Here is a 20114-nt window from a genome sequence, read left to right as displayed (position 1 = left end):
ATTTTATAATTATCGCTACAAGAGTGTAGATTATGTGGGTAATGCATGAGCATAATTGCCCTGAACAACTAGTTATTAAAATAAATGCCGTGTATTTGACTGTTTTAACTGCGTATAAAATAGATCACTTAATTACTGAAACTGGTATAAGTTGTTTATAACATCAAACAGCATTGCTGTATTCAAAACAGTATTAGATATACTAAGTTGATGAAAGAAACTAGGTAGAAAGGTAGTAAATGAGTTATGGATAAGCTGTTCACGTCAATATCACAATTTTTGAAGTTATCTGCATTAGCTACATAGACGCAAGCACTTGGTTTTTATCTGGAACCAAAAAACGTAAATTAACTACTAATAGCTTACTATTAAGTATCCAAACTTGCCTTGATTCACTAATCAGATAGATATATGACCAATAAGAAATACGATTAATTGACAGTAAGCAAATGAAAAATATAGCCTTATAGGTATTACTCTTTCATCTGTTATCTAGGGCTCAGGTTCAATAAAGTTCACTCTCGTGGTTAGATTATTTGATCAACCTATTTAAGCTGACTTATGTTTACGTTTGTCTTTTACCCATGTGACAGATCCATTAGTACGCTTCATTTCAAATAAATCGATCGCTGCGAACAGATCACTTAGCTTTTTAAAACCATAGTTACGTTGATCAAAAGATGCATGGTTAGAGATATGTTTACCAATTGGCCCTAATTGTGCCCAACCATCATCCTCTTCTGATGCTTCAACTGCCTGACGTAACATGTTCATTAAGCGTGTATCGCTTTTAATACTCGGTTTACGTTTTTGAATTGGCTGTTCCGTTTGCTCTATATCATCAAGGTACAAAAATTTAGAACAACTATTAACAAACGCACTTGGTGCTTTTCTTTCACCAAAACCTATAACGAACTTACCATCAGCAAGCGCACGCGTAACTAGAGGGGTGAAATCACAATCAGAAGAAACTAAGCAAATAGTATCGACATCTTTGGTGTAAAGAATATCCATTGCATCAATAACAAGCGCAATGTCAGTGGCATTTTTACCTTTAGTTAAATCAAATTGCTGAATGGGTTGAATGGCATATTCGTGAAGAACATCTTCCCAAGGCTTAATACATTGGCTTTTCCAATTACCGTATGCTTTACGAATGTTGACCACACCATAACGAGCAAGCTCAGACAATATTACATCTATTTTTGCTGCAGGTGCATTATCTGCATCTATAAATAATGCAATTTTTTCCTTCTCTTTCAAAGACTAACTCAATTCAATAGTTTAAATATTCGTTATTTATGACATAACCACATAAAATTACAATACTTTTGATGTACACACGTTTATTTTTATCACTAAATACAATTAATTTACAATAATCACTAACAATATTTAAAAGATATTTAAATTGTAGGAGTGTGTTTAGACCACCACAGTTGATTATTTTTCTAAATATGGCGGTGAGATAGATATTTGAACTCTACTCGAAGGTATTGCACTACAAACCCACACTACTTTATAAACTTTAAACGAAACTTCATATTACCTTGTAGGTTGGCCTTTAGGCCATCACTTACCATAAACTATTCTGTCGGCATAAATACCGACCTACATATTGCGATGTATGCTGGCCTTTAAGCAATTGCCTTGTAGGTTGGCCTTTAGGCCATCACTTATCACAAACTATTCTGTCGGCATAAATACCGACCTACATATTGCGATTTATGCTGGCCTTTAGGCAAACAATTATTTTGGTTCTACTCAAAGGTTTAGCGCTACAAACCCAATTATATTGTTTAGTAAATTTTAGACGAAAAAAAACCGCGACTCGTTAAAGTTGCGGTTTCTTAGAATGTGCGGTGAGATAGAGATTTGAACTCTACTCGAAGGTTTAGCGCTACAAACCAAATTATACTGTTTAGTAAATTTTAGACGAAAAAAAACCGCTAATAAATTAGCGGTTTCTTAGAATGTGGCGGTGAGATAGAGATTTGAACTCTAGAAGGGCTACAAACCCTTGCCGGTTTTCAAGACCGGTGCTTTCGACCACTCAGCCATCTCACCAATGGTTAAAAAGCGATTTGCTTTTGAACGAGGCGAATATTAAAGTGTCGAAATTATCTTGTAAAGAGTAATTTTAAATTTTTAGTGCGTTTGCTATTTTTTTAAGCACTTTGGTGTTGATTCAATCAGTTTTAAGGTTTTTATGAACGATAACAAATTAATAAGGTGCTCTTGGCTTGATATAAAAAAAGCTGATTATGTTAAATACCACGATAACGAATGGGGTATTCCCACACATGATGATAAAGTTTTATTTGAAAATTTAATTTTAGAGTCTGCACAGGCTGGATTAAGTTGGTACACGATATTGAAAAGGCGTAAAGGCTACCGAAAAGCATTTTACAATTTTGATATCGAAACGGTTGCCCAGTTTGATCAAACAAAAATAGATGCGCTTATGCTTAATAGTGAGATTATTAGAAATAGGCTAAAAATTACCTCGACAGTTAATAATGCTAAACAGTTTATTGTTGTTCAATCAGAATTTGGCTCATTTAGTAATTACCTTTGGCAGTTCGTAGGTAATAAAACGTTAGTAAGCAATATTGATGACAGTACCGCCGCACCTACTACATCTGTAATTTCTGATATCTTAAGTAAAGATTTGAAAAAACGAGGGTTTAAATTTGTAGGCTCAACAATTTGCTATGCATACCTTCAAGCTTGCGGCTTAATTAATGGGCATAGTATATCCTGTTACAGACGGAAACAAATTATTGATCAGTTTAAGCAACAATAGCGTAGTAATTTGAAATATCGCATGCCATAATATGTCACAAGGTATTAAAGTAATGTTTGAAAGCACTTGAACTTTACTTAAAAGACCTTATCTTATAATTATATAATGAAGTTCTTAGAGGAATGTTTATGCAATCAAATATGGGTTTTCAAACAGCGAGCCAAAGCTCTGCAATTGAAATCAATAAAGTATTAAAAAATACATATATGCTTTTGTCGATGACATTAGCATTTAGTGCTGTTACTGCAGGTATCTCAATGGCGATGGGTTTATCTCATATGGTAGCCCTTGTAATGACATTAGCCGCTTTTGGTTTATTATTTGTTGTTAATAAACAGGCAGATAAAGCAAGCGGTATTTTCTGGATATTTGCATTTACTGGTTTGATGGGTGCTTCTCTAGGGCCAATGCTTAACTATTATGCTTCGTTACCCGGTGGCGGCTCTTTAATAATGCAAGCACTTGGCGGAACTGCCCTTATCTTTTTCTCATTATCAGGTTATGCGTTAACCAGTAAAAAGGACTTCTCGTTTATGGGTGGTTTTTTAATGGTTGGTTTAATTGTGGTAATAATTGCAGCTATAGCAAATTTATTTTTCCAAGTTCCTGCTGTTTCATTAGCAATTAGCTCTGCGATTATCTTAATAATGTCAGGTTTGATCTTATTTGATACAAGTCGCATCATAAATGGTGGCGAACGTAACTATATTCGCGCAACTGTATCTCTATACTTAAACATCTATAATATATTCACTAGCCTGTTGCATTTATTAGGCGCTTTCGGTGGTGATGATTAAACATTTACAGTAAATTGATTTATAATAAAAAGCCTCGTTTAGCGAGGCTTTTTTATTATCTTAAATTTATAAAGGTATTTTAGATTGACTAAATCACTCGCTTTAATAGTTACTAGTTCACCAACAGCTAATATAACTCATACTGCTTATAAACTAATTGAGCAGGCGATTAACAATAACATTACTATTTCTGGTGTATTTTTTTATCAAGATGGCGTATTAAATGCCAGTAAGTTTTTATCTGTGCCAAGCGACGAATTACAATTAACAGCGTTATGGAAAGCACTTCACCAAGAGCATAGTATACCATTACATTTATGTGCAACTGCTGCAGAAAAACGCGGGTTAATTAACCCTGCAGAAGAAACGCAATTATTACATCATGAATTCACCCTTTCGGGCCTTGGTGAATTAGTAATGTTAACGAGTCAAGCCGATAGATTGGTGCAGTTATAATGAGCGTAAAATCTAAAACAGTCGCTATTGTAAATACAAAAGCTCCTTTTGCTAAAACGATAGCAAAAGAGGCACTTGATGTAGCGTTAATTTATGGTAGCTACGAACAAGAAACGAGTTTATTTTTTCAAGGCGATGGTGTATACCAATTAATAAGTGGACAGCAGCCCGAAATAATTAATGTAAAAAATTTTCTAAAAACATTCTCAGCATTTGAGTTTTATGATCTAGAAAAAGTATACATTTGTCAGCAAAGTCTAGCGGATCGAAATATCAAAGCTGACTTTCATATAGGTAACGTAAATGTGATAACTACTCATGAGTTTTCTCGTTTACTCCATCAACATGATGTACTACTAACCTTTTAAGGCTGCTAATGACTACCCTACACTTAATTAGAGACTCTGTACTCATAAACAACACAATTACACTAGCTTTAACTAACTTAGCCCCTGACGATGTTATAGTGCTGCTAGATGACGGGTGTTACAATGTTAACCAAGACTTTATTAAAGAAATTCAAATCAAAGTGCCATACACTCAATGTTTTGCAATAGAGCCGCACATGCGAGCGAGGTCGTTGCCAACAACTAATTTAAACTTAATTAGCTACAGTGATTTACTTGATTTATTATTTAACCACAACAACGTGATCACTTGGCAATAATGATTATATTCAACGACAAGACTTTTGAAACAGATGCACAGGGCTATTTATTGGATCATACTGTGTGGAATGAAGCGTTGGGATTAGTACTTGCAGAGCAGGATAAAATAACGCTAACCGAAGCGCACTGGGAAGTTATTCGATTTGTACGTGAATTTTATCTCACCTTTAACACCTCACCTGCTATAAGGGCATTAACCAAGGCGATGAAAGCAGAGTTTGGGGAAGAAAAAGCAAGTAGTCGGTATTTATACCGTTTATTTCCAGAAGGACCAGCAAAACAAGCCACAAAATATGCAGGTTTACCCAAACCTGCTCGATGTATTTAGTACTACTATTTTAAGCCGTTATGTTGATAATATGGCCCTTATGTCCCACGGGTGCTGGAGCAGCTAACTGGGTATTAATATTTGCAGATTGTATTAAATCTAAGGCCATTTGGCCTTCGACTTCAGTTTGATCCTTAACTAAGTTAGCCGTTTTAATACCGTGTGCTGTTTCAGTGTTAACTGGGGTTGTTGTATTCATACTTAACGCCATTTTTTGCCTCCTATATTGATCAGCTGACTCTTGAACATGTTATACCAGTTTCATTAATTAAGTGATCTATTTTATACTCAGTGAAAACAGTCAAATGCAAGGCGTTTATTTTCATAGCTAGTTGTCAGGGCAATTATCTCCTGCATTACCCACACAAGCTACATCCTCGTAGCGATAATTATAAAATAAATAACGCAATAGTAAACTGTTTTAGCCAGTAGAAATGATCACATAGTTAGTGAGATTGCTATTAATAGTTTATCGGCATTATTCTGTAAAGCTTTAGAAGTTTTTAAAATTTCGCTAATAAAAAAGGCGCTACAAGCGCCTTCTTAAAAACAAAATAAAGAACTAAATAACGGGTAATGTAGGCACTTGAATTCCCGCCATTTCTAACATTACACGCACTACTTGGCAGCTATAACCAAACTCATTATCATACCAAACATAAAGTACAGCACGATCACCATCTACAATTGTTGCTTGTGAATCAACAACACCTGCGTAACGTGAGCCAACTAAATCTGTCGAAACAATTTCAGTTGAGGCTGTATAGTCTACTTGGTTTTGTAAGTTTGAATTTAATGAAATATTGCGTAAATAATCATTTAACGCTTGCTTGTCAGTAGCTGTTTTAAGGTTTAAATTCATTATCGCCATTGAAACATTAGGCGTAGGTACTCGGATTGCGTTACCTGTTAACAAGCCTTTAAGCTCAGGAAGTGCTTTAGCTACAGCTTTTGCTGCACCAGTTGTACTGATCACCATATTTAATGGTGCGCTTCTACCACGGCGAGGTGCTTTGTGATAATTATCAATCAAATTTTGATCGTTAGTATACGAATGAACGGTTTCAACATGACCATTACGTATACCAAACTCATCATTTATCGCTTTAAGTACCGGCGTGATTGCATTTGTAGTACAGCTAGCTGCAGATATAATTTTATCTTCAGATAAAATCATATTTTCATTTACGCCATAAACAATATTTTTAATATCGCCTTTTGCAGGTGCTGTTAGTAATACTTTATCAACACCTTTTGATTGTAAATGCTGTCCTAAACCTTCTTCATCGCTCCAAATACCAGTATTATCAACGACTAAGGCATTGTTAATACCATATTTTGTGTAATCAATATCAGAAGGTGATTTGGCGTATATCACCTGAATAAAGGCACCATTAGCTTTTATTACGCTATTCTCTTCATCAATAGTAATGCTACCGTTGAATGCACCATGTACAGAATCTCGTCTTAGTAAACTAGCACGCTTTGCTAAGTCCCCTTCACTGCCTGGACGAATAACAATAGCACGTAAATTAAGCTTTGAACTTGGTCCCGCACGCTCAATTAATAAACGAGCAAGTAATCTACCAATACGGCCAAAACCATATAAAACAACATCTTTAGAGGTAGGTGCTGTTGCAGACTTTCCAATATCAGCAAGTTCTTTTTCTAAATATTGTTCAATTGAAAGTCCATTTGCTCCGCCTTGAAATAAATAGCGGTAAGCAAGCTTACCTACATCAATACGTGCAGGGGCTAAATCCATTTTGCTTAATGCTTCAACAAAAGGAAAACTCTCTCGCAAACGAAGCTTGCTTTCTTCATGCAATGCAACTGATTTATGTGCTTTGATAATATCAATTGAAGTAGCCGTCATTAATGGACGACCATATACCGAAATTTCAATGCCTTTATTTCTAAAAAGCTGTCCAATAATCGGCTGCATATTTTCAGCAAATGTTTGGCGCTCTTGCCAACTAATTTGATACTCTTCCTCGAGATGAGACGTCATTACGTAAACCTTTTTATTTCAGTCAAATGAACGGTAAGCTATTTTTATCCTGTTATAGATAAAATAACAAAATGCGGCGCTATTGTAATAGAACATGAAATAATTCTCTACAGGTTACAAAGAATTAATTTACAAGTTTTTACTCACTTCCATCGTATTGCTTTGGCTAAATTGTAAACATTTTGCTACTTTATAATACTTCGAACGCAAAACTTCCTAGTGCTCTAGGGATAAGCACTTATTTTGCAACAAAGGTTAAACTCAATGAGTTTACACAGTAGCGTTTACCCGTTGGTTTAGGCCCGTCATCGAATACATGACCTAAATGTGAGTTACACTGTAAACATTCTATTTCTGTTCTCACCATATTGTGTGAATGGTCAGGTAAATAGTTAACGTTTCCTTCAATTGCCTGATAAAAGCTTGGCCAGCCACAACCGGCATCAAACTTTTTCGAAGACTGAAATAATGGTTGGTCGCAACAAACACAATGGTATACGCCATCTAACCAGTGATCGTTGTATTTTCCTGAGAAAGGTTGCTCTGTTGCAGCTAAACGACATACACGATAAGCGTCGTCACTTAATTTATCTTTGTAGGGATCTTTAGTCATAGGTTATAGTTCCTTCATTTCTTTTTTAGCTGTTGCCCATTCAATGTGGTATTTCTTACCTTGTACCTGATCTACCCTTTCAAAAGTATGCGCACCAAAGTAATCACGTTGTCCTTGTAATAAATTAGCCGGTAGAACATTACTACGCATTGAATCAAAATATGCTAACGATGATGACAGAGCTCCTACTGGTATACCAAGTAAGGATATAGAAGCAATAGCGCTTCGCCAATTAAGCTGATGCTTATTCAGTTGTTCTACAAAATAAGGATCAACTAATAAGCTTTCTAATGTAGGCTCTCGCTCAAACGCCTGTGTGATTGACTGTAAAAAGACAGCACGTATGATACAACCTGCTCGCCATATTTTAGCTATACTCGAAAAATTAAGTTGCCAGCCTTGCTCTTTCTGAGCATCTTTCATTAATTGGAACCCTTGTGCATAAGCACATATTTTTGAACAATAAACAGCGTCATGGAGGTTTTCTATAAAAACAGCTTTTTCTTGTTCTGTTAACTCATTAACGTCAGGGCCTGTTAATAATGAAGAAGCTTTTACTCGTACACTTTTCATCGCTGACATTGAGCGTGCATAAACTGCTTGCGCGATGGTAGGTGCAGGGGTACCGAGCTCTAAACTACTAATTGCTGTCCATAATCCCGTGCCTTTTTGGCCTGCCTTATCAATAATTAAATCAACAACAGAAGTTAGCTTACCATTAACTGTTAATTTATGACGTAATACATCGACTGATATTTCCATAAGGTAGCTTTCTAATGGGCCTTTATTCCATTGTTCAAATATATTTGCTATTTCGTCAGCAGATAATTGTAATCCATCGCGTAATGCTTGGTAAGCTTCACAAATTATTTGCATATCAGCATATTCAATACCGTTATGCACCATTTTTACAAAATGCCCTGCACCTGCAGGGCCAATGTAAGTAGTACATGGTTCTCCATAGTTGACAATTTCACCAGGATGATTACGATTAATAGGTTTACCAGTTTCTGGGTCAACTTTGGCTGAAATAGCTTCCCAAATTGGTTTGATCCTTGTCCAAGCATATTCAGAACCACTAGGCATTAACGAAGGACCAAATCTCGCCCCTACTTCGCCACCAGAAACAGCTGATGAAAACAAAATAAAATTATCTTTATATTTTTTTTCACGTTCAACGGTATCTGTCCATAGGCTATTACCTGTATCTATGACAATATCGCAAGGTTCGATACCTCCATTAATAAGACACTCACAAACTTGATCCACAGGATATCCGGCAGGAACAGATAATACGATTAAATGGGGTGATTTAAGACTAGTCAATAACTCAGCGTAAGAAGCACAACCAACAACACGTACTTTATCTTGCTTACTTTCATATTTCTCTTGGATTATTGTTGTTTTTATTTTTTCATTATCAAGGTCAAAAGCTGCAACAGTATATCCGTTATCGGCTAGGTTTAGTACGAGGTTTTTCCCCATGACACCCAAGCCAACAAACCCAATATCGCACTCAGTGTTTTGAACCATAAAAAACATCCAAAATTTTATTTTAAATTTTCATTATTTTAACACGGATTTGAGCTATTTTATACCAACGGGCATTGTGCCATTACTTTAAACAACAACAATACGTAACAATACTACATCCAATCAAAAAAAACTGCTTAAACAAAGCATAAACCTTATTTTTACTTGATATTTTTATTAAATGGTGTAATTTTACTACAACAGTATTTCCCATGGAGTTTTTATGACTATTAAAGTTGGTATAAACGGTTTTGGTCGCATAGGCCGTTTTGTTTTTAGAGCAGCAACAGAGCGCACAGATGTTGAAGTTGTAGGTGTTAATGACCTGATAGATATAGATTACATGGCCTATTTGTTAAAGTATGACTCAACTCATGGCCGTTTTAATGGTACTGTCGAAGTAATTAAAAACAAGTTAGTTGTTAATGGTAAACCTATCAGAGTTAGTGCCGAACGTGACCCCAAAAACTTGAAATGGGATGAAATAAACACTGACGTGGTGGTTGAAGCTACAGGTTTATTTTTAAAAGACGAAACAGCACGGCAGCACATTACGGCTGGTGCCAAAAAAGTTGTACTTACTGCACCTTCCAAAGACAACACACCAATGTTTGTAATGGGGGTTAATAATATTGAGTACAAAGGACAAGATATTGTATCAAATGCTTCTTGCACTACTAACTGTCTAGCGCCTATCGCAAAGGTTTTAAATGATAACTGGGGAATAAAAGTCGGTTTAATGACAACTGTGCACGCTACAACAGCGACACAAAAAACAGTTGATGGACCATCCGCTAAAGACTGGCGAGGTGGCCGGGGTGCTGGGCAAAACATTATTCCTTCATCAACTGGAGCTGCAAAGGCTGTAGGTAAAGTAATACCTGAATTAAATGGTAAATTAACAGGTATGGCATTTAGAGTACCTACACCAAATGTTTCTGTTGTTGACCTCACGGTAAATCTAGAAAAACCTGCAAGTTATCAACAGATCTGTGATGCAATGAAATTAGCTTCTCAAGGCGAGCTTCTCGGTGTATTGGGATACACAGAAGATAACGTTGTATCAAATGACTTTATTGGGGAGACATGTACTTCTGTTTTTGACGCAGGTGCAGGAATAGCACTCACAGATACTTTCGTTAAGGTTGTTTCTTGGTATGATAACGAGATAGGGTATTCAAACAAAGTATTAGATTTAGTCTCTTATATTTCTAAATAGCAAGCAACGCTTTCAATACCCAACTAACCTGAATTCGGGATAAGCTAAGTACAGCAAGGCTACAATTATTATGCGTATCTGCGTTCAATTTGCTTCTTATAGCCGGACATTAAATGTACATCCATTATCCCGAGTTCAGGTTAATACCAGTTTCATTAAATAAGTGATCTATTTAATACGCAGTGAAAACAGTCAAATACAAGGCATTTATTTTTATAACTTACTGACAGCATTCTCTTATGGATAAGCATTGCTACTAGTAAAGGAAAACGGCAACACAAGTTGCCGATTTTTTCACTGTTGAATCAAGCCATGTAATACCTAACAGCTTACTTGGCTTGATAGATATTATCTATTTGTTTAGTTAGTTAACATGCGATAACACTTGTTTTGAAAGTGCGCTTATTGCCTTCCAATCTTTATTAGCAATAATTTCGTCTGAAACTAACCAAGAGCCACCACAACATATTACATTATTCAATGCTAAATAATCACGTATATTGCCAATATTAATACCGCCGGTTGGGCAAAATTTAATATGCGGAAATGGACCACCTATAGATTGAATTGCTTTTACGCCACCAGAAGCCTCAGCTGGGAAGAACTTAAAATGATCATAACCTAAATCGATACCATCCATTAATTCAGAAATTGATGAAACACCTGGTATTAATGGTATTTCGCCTTCGTTCGCTGCTTGTAACAAATCTTTTGTTAAGCCAGGACTAATAGCAAACTTTGCACCAGCATCAATTGAACGTTGTAACAATTCCTTATTAGTTACAGTGCCTGCACCAACAATAGCGTCAGGAAGTTCCTGTGCTATCTTTTTGATTACAGCAAAAGCTGAAGGAGTTCGTAAAGTGACTTCCAAGACTTTGATCCCTGCAGATAACAAAGCTTTAGCAATAGGTAGTGCGTCTTCAACATTCTCAATTACAAGTACAGGGATAACCGGCCCCATTTCAAACAGGTCTTTTGGGGAAACCTTCCAATTTCTAACTACAGTCATAATTCCTCTTTATTATATTGGCGATGAAAATCGAAATATTTAACACATATAGAAGTGGCTCAATAATCACAATGGCTGAGATAATTAATTAGACTTAAAGCCCTTCTATTTACATCGATTTTCACTTCACGATTTATTTATTATCTGCTCATCATTTAAATTAGTGATCAAATAAAGAACAGGCTCCAGTTTCAGCTGAGCTTAAGCTTCTTCGCATAAAACCAAATAGCTCCCGGCCCATCCCTTCATGATGGCCATTAACTTGAAATTTAGATGACACTCTTTCTTCAAGTACTGTTTCATCCACATCAAGTATTAGCTCTCCTGTTTCGCCATTTAACGTTATCATGTCTCCATTACGTACTTTTGCGATCAAACCGCCATCTAATGCCTCTGGGCATAGGTGTATCGCTGCAGGAACTTTTCCTGATGCACCTGACATACGACCATCGGTTACTAAAGCAACTTTAAAACCTTTGTCTTGTAGTACGCCAAGTGGTGGGGTTAATTTATGTAACTCAGGCATACCACGAGCCTTAGGACCTTGAAACCTTACTACGGCGATAAAATCCCTATTAAGTTCACCAGCATTAAAAGCAATATCTAATTCATGCTGATCTTCAAAAACAACTACCGGAGCTTTTATAATTAAGCTACCATCGCGTAAAGATGAGGTTTTCATCACTGAAACCCCTAAGTTACCTTTAAGTACTTTTAGACCACCATCTGCTTTAAAAGGTTTTTCTGTAGTCGCAATAACAGCAGGATCACCAGATTGATCGAAGGTATCTAACCAAACTAATTCACCATCTTTAATTTCAGGTGTTTTAGTATATTGAGTAAGCCCTCGTCCACATATAGTCTCAACATCTTCATGAAGTAGGCCGGCTCCAAGCAACTCTTTGAATAGTAATGCCATACCACCTGCTTGTTGAAAGTGATTAACATCTGCTGACCCGTTAGGATAAATTCTTGTAATAAGCGGAACAGCATCAGATAAGTCATTAAAGTCTTGAAAGTTAACGATAATACCTGCGGCTTTAGCAAAAGCAATAATGTGCATTGTTAAGTTTGTCGAGCCGCCTGTGGCTAGCAAAGCAACAATGGCATTTACGATCGAACGTTCATCTATCATTTTTCCTGCAGGCATGTAATTACCTGACTGTTGCGTTAAACGCGTTACCTGGCGTGATGCAGCCTTGGTTAACTCTTCTCTTAACTGTGTATTAGGTGATACAAAAGAAGCTCCTGGTAGATGCAACCCCATAACCTCTACTACTAACTGGTTTGAGTTAGCCGTGCCGAAGAAAGTACAAGTACCAGGACTATGGTAAGATGCAGACTCAGCCTCAAGCAACTCTTCAACACCAATCTCACCTTTAGCAAACTGTTGGCGTACTCGTGCTTTTTCTTTATTTGGAATACCTGAAGGCATTGGTCCAGCAGGAATAAATACAGTAGGTAAATGTCCAAACGTCATAGTAGCGATTAATAGGCCCGGTACAATTTTATCGCAAATACCTAATATAACCGCGCCATCAAACATGTTATGTGACAGAGCAATTGCAGTAGACATCGCAATAACATCTCTGCTCATCAGGCTTAAATCCATTCCCGGTTGGCCTTGGGTTACGCCATCACACATAGCTGGAACACCACCTGCAAATTGCGCTACACCGCCTGTATCACGGATAGCCTGTTTAATGATTTTAGGGTAAGCCTCATACGGTTGATGTGCCGACAACATGTCGTTATAGGCAGAAACAATCGCAATATCTGAGTGATTAAGCCCTCTCAGTATTTGCTTGTCTTCTTTGCCGCATGCTGCAAAACCATGGGCTAAATTACCACATGATAAGTTGGCTCTATGCACTGTTTGTGACTTTTGTGCCTCTATTTTTTTTAAATATGCAGCACGAGTCGCTTTACTACGTTCTATAATATTATTTGTAATCGCTAAAATCTTTTTATTCATTACTTACTCCGCCCAAAAAACTTGTGTATTAATTTCAGGGTCTTGTATAAATGCCCTAATTGGCATTTCTTTAATGTTGGTATCCGCTAACGCTTTATTTAATACTACTTTCTTACCAGTTCCGCTGATATGGAGGAAAATGTTTTTACTTTCTTTTAAAGACAAAAAGCTAAAACTAATACGTTCGTTAGGTGCGGTTTTAGGTAAAACCCTTAATAAAGGAGCTGATGTAGAAAAACATTCATCAATTTGGTCGCTGCAGGGAAACAATGACGCTGTGTGGCCGTCCTCTCCCATACCTAATATAAGGACATCAAGCGGTAATAACATTGACGCTGCTGCAACATTTAAATCAGCTAATGTTTCTTCAGATAATATATTGTCTTGCTTTAAATGAAAAAAGTTTGCCGCAACGGCTTTATTTTGCAGTAAATTTTCATGTACTAACCGTGTGTTACTGTCGGCACTATCAAACGCTACCCAACGTTCATCTGCTAGGGTAATGGTAATATTGGCCCATGGTAAATCTATTTGTGATAACGCCTTAAAAAAACCTTTAGGGGTTGAACCTCCTGATACAGCGATACTTGCTTTACCTTTAGATTTTACTGCTTCAACTAAGATATCTGCTACTTTACTAGCAAGTGCTTGATCAAGAGATTCACGTTGTTTAAATTCATTAATTTGATACATTTTATTCTACCCATTGTCTGTCGTCGCGTGCAATTAAAGCAATTGAAGAAACTGGCCCCCAAGAGCCGGCTGGGTATGGTTTTGGTGCTTCGTTAGTGTCCTCCCAAGCTTCGATAATGCCATCTGCCCATTTCCATGCAGCTTCAACTTCATCCCTGCGCACGAATAAAGATTGATTACCATTGATCACTTCCAACATTAAACGTTCATATGCTTCAACAACCCGCGTGTTTTTATAAGTTTTAGAAAAGCTCAAATCGAGTTTATTTTCATGAATTTTCATTTGTGATGCGATACCTGGAATTTTATTCATCATTTCTAACTCAACCCCTTCATCTGGTTGCAGTCGAATGGTGAGTTTATTCGAAGGTAAATCAGCATAGCTGTCTTTAAAAATATTGTGTGGCTGTTGTTTAAAATGAATCACTATTTCGCTATGTTTTGCTGGCATCCGTTTTCCGGTTCTTAAATAAAAGGGAACCCCTTTCCATCGCCAGTTATCAATTTCAGTTTTTATTGCAACAAAGGTTTCTGTATTACTATTCTCGTTAGAGTCTTCTTCATTTAAATATCCTGGTACCGCAATTCCATTTAAAAAACCATCAGTGTATTGTCCACGAACTGTTTTATCTTTTACATTAAATCGCGTTATAGGCACCAACGCACGAAGCACCTTTAGCTTTTCGTCACGAATACTATCTGCACCTAGATCTGCAGGAGGCTCCATTGCTAATAATGACAATATTTGCAACAAATGATTTTGTATCATGTCTCGCATCTGCCCTGCTTCATCATAAAAGCCCCAACGACCTTCAATACCAACACTTTCAGCCACTGTAATTTGAACATGATCAATACAGTTTCTGTCCCAATTATTAGTAAATAATGAGTTTGCAAAACGCAGAACAAGTAAATTTAATACGGTTTCTTTACCTAAGTAATGATCAATTCTATAAATTTGGCTTTCTGCAAAATACTTAGATACATGATCATTAATTACAATTGAGGATGCTAAGCAATGCCCTATAGGCTTTTCCATTACGACACGATCTTTACTACAAATAAGATTTGCTGCATTAAGTCCACTACCAATATCTCCATATATATCAGGTGGCGTAGAGAAATAATAAACACGAGTATCATGGCCATTAGCCAAGGTTTCGCTTAAATTTTCATAAGCATCTATTTGTTTAAAATCGAGTGTTTGATATACCAGGCGTGCTTTAAACCTTTCTATAGTTTCTTGATCCAAACTTTCTTTAACAAAAGTATGTAAATTTTCTAAAACCAGAGCTTCAAACTCTTCTGGTGTATGCTCTTGACGAGCAACCCCAACAATACGACTCGCTGGGTTTAATAGGCCAGCAAGATCTAATTGATATAAGGCAGGTAATAGTTTTCTACGTGATAAATCACCTAACGCCCCAAAAATAACAATCTCACTCGCTGATTGATAATCAAAATTTTCCATAATTCACTTCTCAAATTTTATCTGGTAATGAAACTAAACTACATTTATACACTAATTTAGCGTGAGTTTCACCTTCAGTAAAGTATTTTCTGTAATTTTACTACACAAGGCTTTTTAACTCATTATATATAGGCTAGCGCTAAGAAAATCTCTATTTGTTGTAATATCTGTTTGCAATAAAATACCATTTTGAATTACATTAGGCCAAATCATGAAATAAATTTTCATAAATACTGTTATTACAACAGAAAATAAATTACAGTAGATAAAAGATCTAGGGCTATACCAGATGAATATTTTAGAAAAAATTGCTAATGAACTAGATACATTCAGTAAATCTGAACGTAAAGTAGCCGAGGTGATATTGTCATCACCAACCACAGTAATTCACGCGAGTATTGCTTCGTTAGCTAAGCAAGCAAATATAAGTGAGCCTACTGTAAATCGCTTTTGCCGGCGCTTAGATACTAAAGGGTACCCTGATTTTAAATTACATTTGGCACAAAGCCTAGCAAACGGCACACCCTATGTTAATCGACATGTCGATGAAAATGATTCAGCTGAAGAATATACAGCAAAGATTTTTGAATCAACAATGGCAAATCTTGAATTAGCGCGTAAAAGCTTAGACACCTCAACAATAAATCGCTCAGTAGATCTATTGACACAGGCTAATAAAATTTCTTTTTTTGGCCTAGGCGCTTCTGCCGTAGTGGCTCATGACGCACAAAATAAATTTTTTCGTTTTAACGTTCCCGTTGTTTATTTTGATGACATATTAATGCAACGTATGAGTGCTATTAATAGTCGTCAAGGTGATGTTGTTGTTGTTATTTCTCATACAGGACGAACAAAGTCATTGGTTGAAGTAGCAAGTTTAGCTAAAGAAAATGATGCCACAGTAATAGGGATAACAACAAATGGTTCACCGCTAGCGAAAGAATGTAATATCGTTTTATCAATCGATGTTGCTGAAGATACAGATTTATATATGCCGATGTCTTCCCGTATAGCTCAACTTGCTTTAATTGATGTATTAGCTACAGGGTTTACGCTAAGACGCGGCACTAAGTTTAGAGATAATTTGAAAAAAGTAAAAGATAGCTTACGAAGCTCACGATTTGAACGCAAAGAATAGAAAACCTATTTTTCTTATTAATTAATTGAACAAAATTGTAAGGATTAAAATGCCTAGAAGAACAAAAATTGTTGCCACCTTAGGTCCAGCAACAGAAGACCGTGAAATTCTCAAAAAAGTACTGGCCGCTGGCGTTAATGTGGTAAGACTTAACTTTTCGCATGGCACCCCTGAAGACCATATAGCCCGAGCAGTTATGGTTAGAGAACTTGCTCAAGAATTAGGTATTTATGTTGGAATATTAGGTGATTTACAAGGACCTAAAATTCGAATATCTACGTTTAAAGATGGCCCGATAAAATTAGCCGTAGGTGAAAAGTTTGAATTAGATGCAAATTTAGCCAAAGGTGAAGGATGCCAAACAAAAGTAGGTATTGACTATAAAAAGCTGCCCGAAGATGTACATGCAGGTGACATTTTATTGTTAGATGATGGGCGAGTTCAATTAAAGGTATTAAGCACTGAAGGTGCTTCTGTATTTACCGAAGTTACCGTTGGAGGCCCTTTATCAAATAATAAAGGGATAAATCGCCAAGGTGGTGGTTTGACTGCTCCTGCACTTACAGAAAAAGATAAAGAAGATATTAAATTAGCCGCAAAAATTGATGTCGACTTTTTAGCCGTATCATTTCCACGTGATGCTGCCGATATGCGTGAGGCTCGCTTATTAGCGCAAGAAGCTAATTGTAATGCACGTTTAGTGTCAAAAATTGAACGGGCTGAAGCCGTTAATGATGATAAGGTATTAGATGAAATAATACTTGCATCAGACGTTGTTATGGTTGCCCGTGGTGATTTAGGCGTTGAAATTGGCGACGCTGCCCTAGTTGGAAAGCAAAAGCATATAATTGCACGAAGTCGTCAATTAAACCGTGCTGTAATTACAGCAACACAAATGATGGAAACAATGATCGAGCAACCCATGCCTACCCGTGCCGAAGTAATGGATGTTTCGAACGCGGTACTAGATGGTACTGATGCTGTTATGTTGTCTGCTGAAACTGCCGCAGGTAAGTACCCTGTTGAAACGGTAACTGCGATGGCTTCTGTTTGTGTAGGTGCGGAAACTCATCGTTCTGTCAATATCTCTAATCACAGAATGGAACTTACCTTCACTGAAGTGTCTGAGACTATTGCTTTGTCAGCTATGTATGCTGCCAATCATTTAGACGGTGTTAAAGCAATTATTTCATTAACTGAATCAGGGCAAACAAGTAAAATAATGTCACGTATTACTTCAGGCTTACCTATTTACTCATTGTCTCGTCATCAAAAAACGTTAAATAACTCTGCTATATATCGAGGTGTTTACCCTTTATATTTCGATTCTACGCCATGTACAAACGACGATTTATCGGAAAAGGTACTCGCCGCAGTTGTTAAAAAAGCAGATTTAAAAGAAGGTGATAAAGTTATATTTACCTATGGAGACATGATGGAAACAGTGGGTGCTACAAACACCATGAAGGTATTAGTGATCACTAAATTTAATAACAAATAATATAGGGTCTGTTGATCTTTCAATTTATTGCTCTGTTGCACTTGAATGGCTGTCAATCGTGGCGCTTAATGTAATATTTAGTTGTTTCAAATTCACATTAAGCAACAAAGAGTGACGCTTTTTCGAGGCAACGCAGACGGCTATGGCTATTTTTCAACCTAGCTACGTTAAAAATAGTTAACCTGAACTCGGGATAATGGATGTACGTTTAACGAAGATAAAAATCATACTTTGCAATATTTTAGATTATTTCTTTTTTTTAGTATTAAGTGCAAATTTACTACCAATGCTATATTTTGTTTGTATCACGGCTGATTTGAGCACCTAATAGCCGGCTATTAGTTGCAAATTAAACGCAGATCTGCATAAAATTGTAGCTTTGGTGTACTTAGCTTATCCCTAATTCAGGTTAGTTCAGATAGAATATCTACATCGCACTATTTTCCTCTTGTTATCTTAAAATAGCTTATAGCAGAGCCTAAAAGATCAATAGACCCAGCTTTTTTAACCTATATTATTCATATTTTAGTACAGCTACTTATACTAAAACCTAAGCCACTTGAACTTTACTCTTTAATAGAAGCATAGTAACTCCCCTATTTCCTCATGGTAATTAAAGCAGCAATAGATTAAATTGGCTTAACCTCCTTAATTTAATTCAATAATCGAGCGTTAGATCATGAAAAATATCGCATTACTTACAAGTGGTGGAGATGCCCCTGGAATGAATGCAGCAATTCGTGCAATTGTTTTAAGTGCCCATCATTATAACTATAACCTTATTGGCTATTATCATGGTTATAATGGTTTAATTAATCGAGAGTGTAAAAGCCTTAAATTAGCTGATGTTAACGGTATTATTGGCCGTGGAGGTACTATTTTAAAAAGTGCACGGTGCAATGCAATGCACAGCGAACAGGGAGTTAATCAGGCTATTCTTACCCTTGAAAATGATAAAATAGATGCGCTCATTGTCATCGGTGGCGATGGTTCATTCAAAGGCGCAATCAAGTTAGCAAAACATTGGCAAGGTCAGGTGATTGGTATACCCGGCACTATCGATAATGATATTTGCGAAACCGACTATACTATTGGGTTTTCTACAGCTGTAAATACCGCAATTGAAGCTATCGATAAGATCAGAGATACCGCTGATGCATTTGAGCGTGTATTTTTAGTAGAAGTGATGGGGCGTAGAAGTGGCCATATTACTTTTAATGTAGGAATTGCCACTGCAGCTGAGCAGATATTATCATTTGAGAACTTTGACTGTACTGATCAAGCTGCACGCCTTAATGACTTAAGTAATGACATTAAAGTCGTTCAACAAAATCGTCATGCGGGCTATTTAATCGTTATAGCAGAAAATTTATGGCCCGAAGGAAATACAAACCTTGCAGCTCAAATAACAAACAAAACTGGCATAGACTGTACACCATGTATATTAGGGCATATACAGCGTGGTGGTGCACCTGTGGCTAAAGATCGCATTTTAGCTACCAAACTTGGTATAGCTGCTGTACAAGCGATCACAGAAGATAAAACAGGGATAATGATCGGAGAAAGTAATGGTGCTGTCGTTACGGTTTTACTTCAACACGCAACCCAAAAAACGAAAGAAGTAAGTCAGCGACTAATAAAAGCGCAACATGATATTTTATCAGTATCAAATCAAGGTTAAATCTAATAGCAATTGAAAAAATAGTTGTTCATTCAGCAACATTAAATAGCTTAGAGGCAAGGCACTGATCACAGATAATGGTTATTCTCGTTAACTGCACCTACGTAAGCCTTTTAAACTCGCCCTTGAGAGCCCGTCAGAAAAGTGATGACTTTACAAATTGAATGGATGGAAAATACTACAACTGCATCAATTTACTTTGTTCTAACTTC

Annotated in this window: 20 protein-coding genes and 1 tRNA gene; 11 read left to right on the top strand and 10 right to left on the bottom strand. The window is 36.6% G+C overall.

The window, feature by feature from the left end:
- The first annotated feature begins 32 nt into the window (after positions 1-32).
- Positions 33-161 carry a hypothetical protein gene (locus tag QUD79_RS08035; RefSeq protein ID WP_286290662.1) on the top strand — a complete coding sequence of 43 codons (129 nt, stop codon included), beginning with the start codon at positions 33-35 and terminating at the stop codon, positions 159-161.
- A gap of 388 nt (positions 162-549) precedes the next feature.
- Here the strand turns inward: QUD79_RS08035 and QUD79_RS08030 are convergent, their stop codons facing one another.
- Both QUD79_RS08030 and QUD79_RS08025 read right to left on the bottom strand, forming a co-directional pair.
- Positions 550-1263: an NYN domain-containing protein gene (locus tag QUD79_RS08030; protein ID WP_184422853.1), complete on the bottom strand. Its 714-nt coding sequence runs from the start codon at positions 1261-1263 to the stop codon at positions 550-552.
- Positions 1264-1976: 713 nt separating this feature from the next.
- Positions 1977-2067: transfer RNA gene (locus QUD79_RS08025), tRNA-Ser, on the bottom strand.
- 142 nt (positions 2068-2209) lie between these two features.
- Here QUD79_RS08025 and QUD79_RS08020 point away from each other — a divergent pair.
- From QUD79_RS08020 to QUD79_RS07995, 6 genes are all read left to right on the top strand, one after another.
- Positions 2210-2806, top strand: coding sequence for a DNA-3-methyladenine glycosylase I (locus QUD79_RS08020; protein WP_184422851.1), 597 nt, complete (start codon positions 2210-2212; stop codon positions 2804-2806).
- Positions 2807-2934: 128 nt separating this feature from the next.
- Positions 2935-3603, top strand: coding sequence for a Bax inhibitor-1/YccA family protein (locus QUD79_RS08015; RefSeq protein ID WP_184422849.1), 669 nt, complete (start codon positions 2935-2937; stop codon positions 3601-3603).
- Between the two features lie 84 nt (positions 3604-3687).
- On the top strand, positions 3688-4059 hold the full coding sequence (tusD, locus tag QUD79_RS08010; protein WP_184422847.1) for a sulfurtransferase complex subunit TusD: 372 nt from the start codon (positions 3688-3690) through the stop codon (positions 4057-4059).
- Positions 4059-4427 carry a sulfurtransferase complex subunit TusC gene (gene tusC, locus QUD79_RS08005; protein ID WP_184422845.1) on the top strand — a complete coding sequence of 123 codons (369 nt, stop codon included), beginning with the start codon at positions 4059-4061 and terminating at the stop codon, positions 4425-4427. The genes tusD and tusC overlap by 1 nt, the downstream gene beginning before the upstream one ends.
- A gap of 8 nt (positions 4428-4435) precedes the next feature.
- Positions 4436-4726: a sulfurtransferase complex subunit TusB gene (gene tusB, locus QUD79_RS08000; protein ID WP_184422842.1), complete on the top strand. Its 291-nt coding sequence runs from the start codon at positions 4436-4438 to the stop codon at positions 4724-4726.
- Positions 4726-5055, top strand: a complete 330-nt coding sequence (locus QUD79_RS07995) for a TusE/DsrC/DsvC family sulfur relay protein (protein WP_184422840.1) — start codon at positions 4726-4728, stop codon at positions 5053-5055. Before tusB ends, QUD79_RS07995 begins: the two co-directional genes overlap by 1 nt.
- A gap of 10 nt (positions 5056-5065) precedes the next feature.
- Here QUD79_RS07995 and QUD79_RS07990 read toward each other — a convergent pair whose 3' ends face one another.
- The 4 genes from QUD79_RS07990 to gnd form a co-directional block, all read right to left on the bottom strand.
- Positions 5066-5254 carry a cytoplasmic protein gene (locus QUD79_RS07990; protein WP_246454882.1) on the bottom strand — a complete coding sequence of 63 codons (189 nt, stop codon included), beginning with the start codon at positions 5252-5254 and terminating at the stop codon, positions 5066-5068.
- Positions 5255-5617: 363 nt separating this feature from the next.
- Positions 5618-7066, bottom strand: coding sequence for a glyceraldehyde-3-phosphate dehydrogenase (locus QUD79_RS07985; protein WP_184422837.1), 1449 nt, complete (start codon positions 7064-7066; stop codon positions 5618-5620).
- A 238-nt stretch (positions 7067-7304) separates the two neighbouring features.
- The gene (msrB, locus tag QUD79_RS07980) at positions 7305-7679 is read right to left on the bottom strand and encodes a peptide-methionine (R)-S-oxide reductase MsrB (RefSeq protein ID WP_184422835.1); all 375 of its coding nucleotides are present in this window, start codon (positions 7677-7679) and stop codon (positions 7305-7307) included.
- A gap of 3 nt (positions 7680-7682) precedes the next feature.
- Complete coding sequence (gnd, locus tag QUD79_RS07975) at positions 7683-9212, bottom strand: NADP-dependent phosphogluconate dehydrogenase (protein ID WP_184422833.1); 1530 nt, start codon at positions 9210-9212, stop codon at positions 7683-7685.
- A gap of 223 nt (positions 9213-9435) precedes the next feature.
- On the opposite strand from gnd, the gene gap reads away from it, so the two are divergent.
- Entirely contained in the window at positions 9436-10431 is a 996-nt protein-coding gene (gap, locus tag QUD79_RS07970; RefSeq protein ID WP_184422831.1) for a type I glyceraldehyde-3-phosphate dehydrogenase, read from the top strand.
- A gap of 364 nt (positions 10432-10795) precedes the next feature.
- Here the strand turns inward: gap and QUD79_RS07965 are convergent, their stop codons facing one another.
- The 4 genes from QUD79_RS07965 to zwf form a co-directional block, all read right to left on the bottom strand.
- Positions 10796-11443, bottom strand: coding sequence for a bifunctional 4-hydroxy-2-oxoglutarate aldolase/2-dehydro-3-deoxy-phosphogluconate aldolase (locus tag QUD79_RS07965; RefSeq protein ID WP_184422823.1), 648 nt, complete (start codon positions 11441-11443; stop codon positions 10796-10798).
- Positions 11444-11603: 160 nt separating this feature from the next.
- Positions 11604-13418 carry a phosphogluconate dehydratase gene (gene edd / locus QUD79_RS07960; protein WP_184422821.1) on the bottom strand — a complete coding sequence of 605 codons (1815 nt, stop codon included), beginning with the start codon at positions 13416-13418 and terminating at the stop codon, positions 11604-11606.
- Between the two features lie 3 nt (positions 13419-13421).
- The gene (gene pgl / locus QUD79_RS07955) at positions 13422-14111 is read right to left on the bottom strand and encodes a 6-phosphogluconolactonase (protein ID WP_184422819.1); all 690 of its coding nucleotides are present in this window, start codon (positions 14109-14111) and stop codon (positions 13422-13424) included.
- 1 nt (position 14112) lies between these two features.
- Positions 14113-15582, bottom strand: coding sequence for a glucose-6-phosphate dehydrogenase (gene zwf, locus QUD79_RS07950; RefSeq protein ID WP_184422817.1), 1470 nt, complete (start codon positions 15580-15582; stop codon positions 14113-14115).
- A 289-nt stretch (positions 15583-15871) separates the two neighbouring features.
- Here zwf and QUD79_RS07945 point away from each other — a divergent pair, with 289 nt between their 5' ends.
- The 3 genes from QUD79_RS07945 to QUD79_RS07935 all read left to right on the top strand — a co-directional run bounded on the left by QUD79_RS07945 (position 15872) and on the right by QUD79_RS07935 (position 19902).
- Complete coding sequence (locus QUD79_RS07945; protein WP_184422815.1) at positions 15872-16720, top strand: MurR/RpiR family transcriptional regulator; 849 nt, start codon at positions 15872-15874, stop codon at positions 16718-16720.
- Positions 16721-16769: 49 nt separating this feature from the next.
- A complete protein-coding gene (gene pyk, locus QUD79_RS07940) occupies positions 16770-18221 on the top strand; it encodes a pyruvate kinase (RefSeq protein ID WP_184422813.1) in 1452 nt (483 codons plus the stop codon).
- Between the two features lie 679 nt (positions 18222-18900).
- Positions 18901-19902, top strand: coding sequence for an ATP-dependent 6-phosphofructokinase (locus tag QUD79_RS07935; RefSeq protein ID WP_184422811.1), 1002 nt, complete (start codon positions 18901-18903; stop codon positions 19900-19902).
- Positions 19903-20114 lie beyond the last annotated feature (212 nt).

This window comes from Thalassotalea piscium (genome assembly GCF_030295935.1).
GTDB classification, from domain to species: Bacteria; Pseudomonadota; Gammaproteobacteria; order Enterobacterales; family Alteromonadaceae; genus Thalassotalea_B; species Thalassotalea_B piscium.
This window is presented reverse-complemented; position numbering and strand designations above follow the sequence as displayed.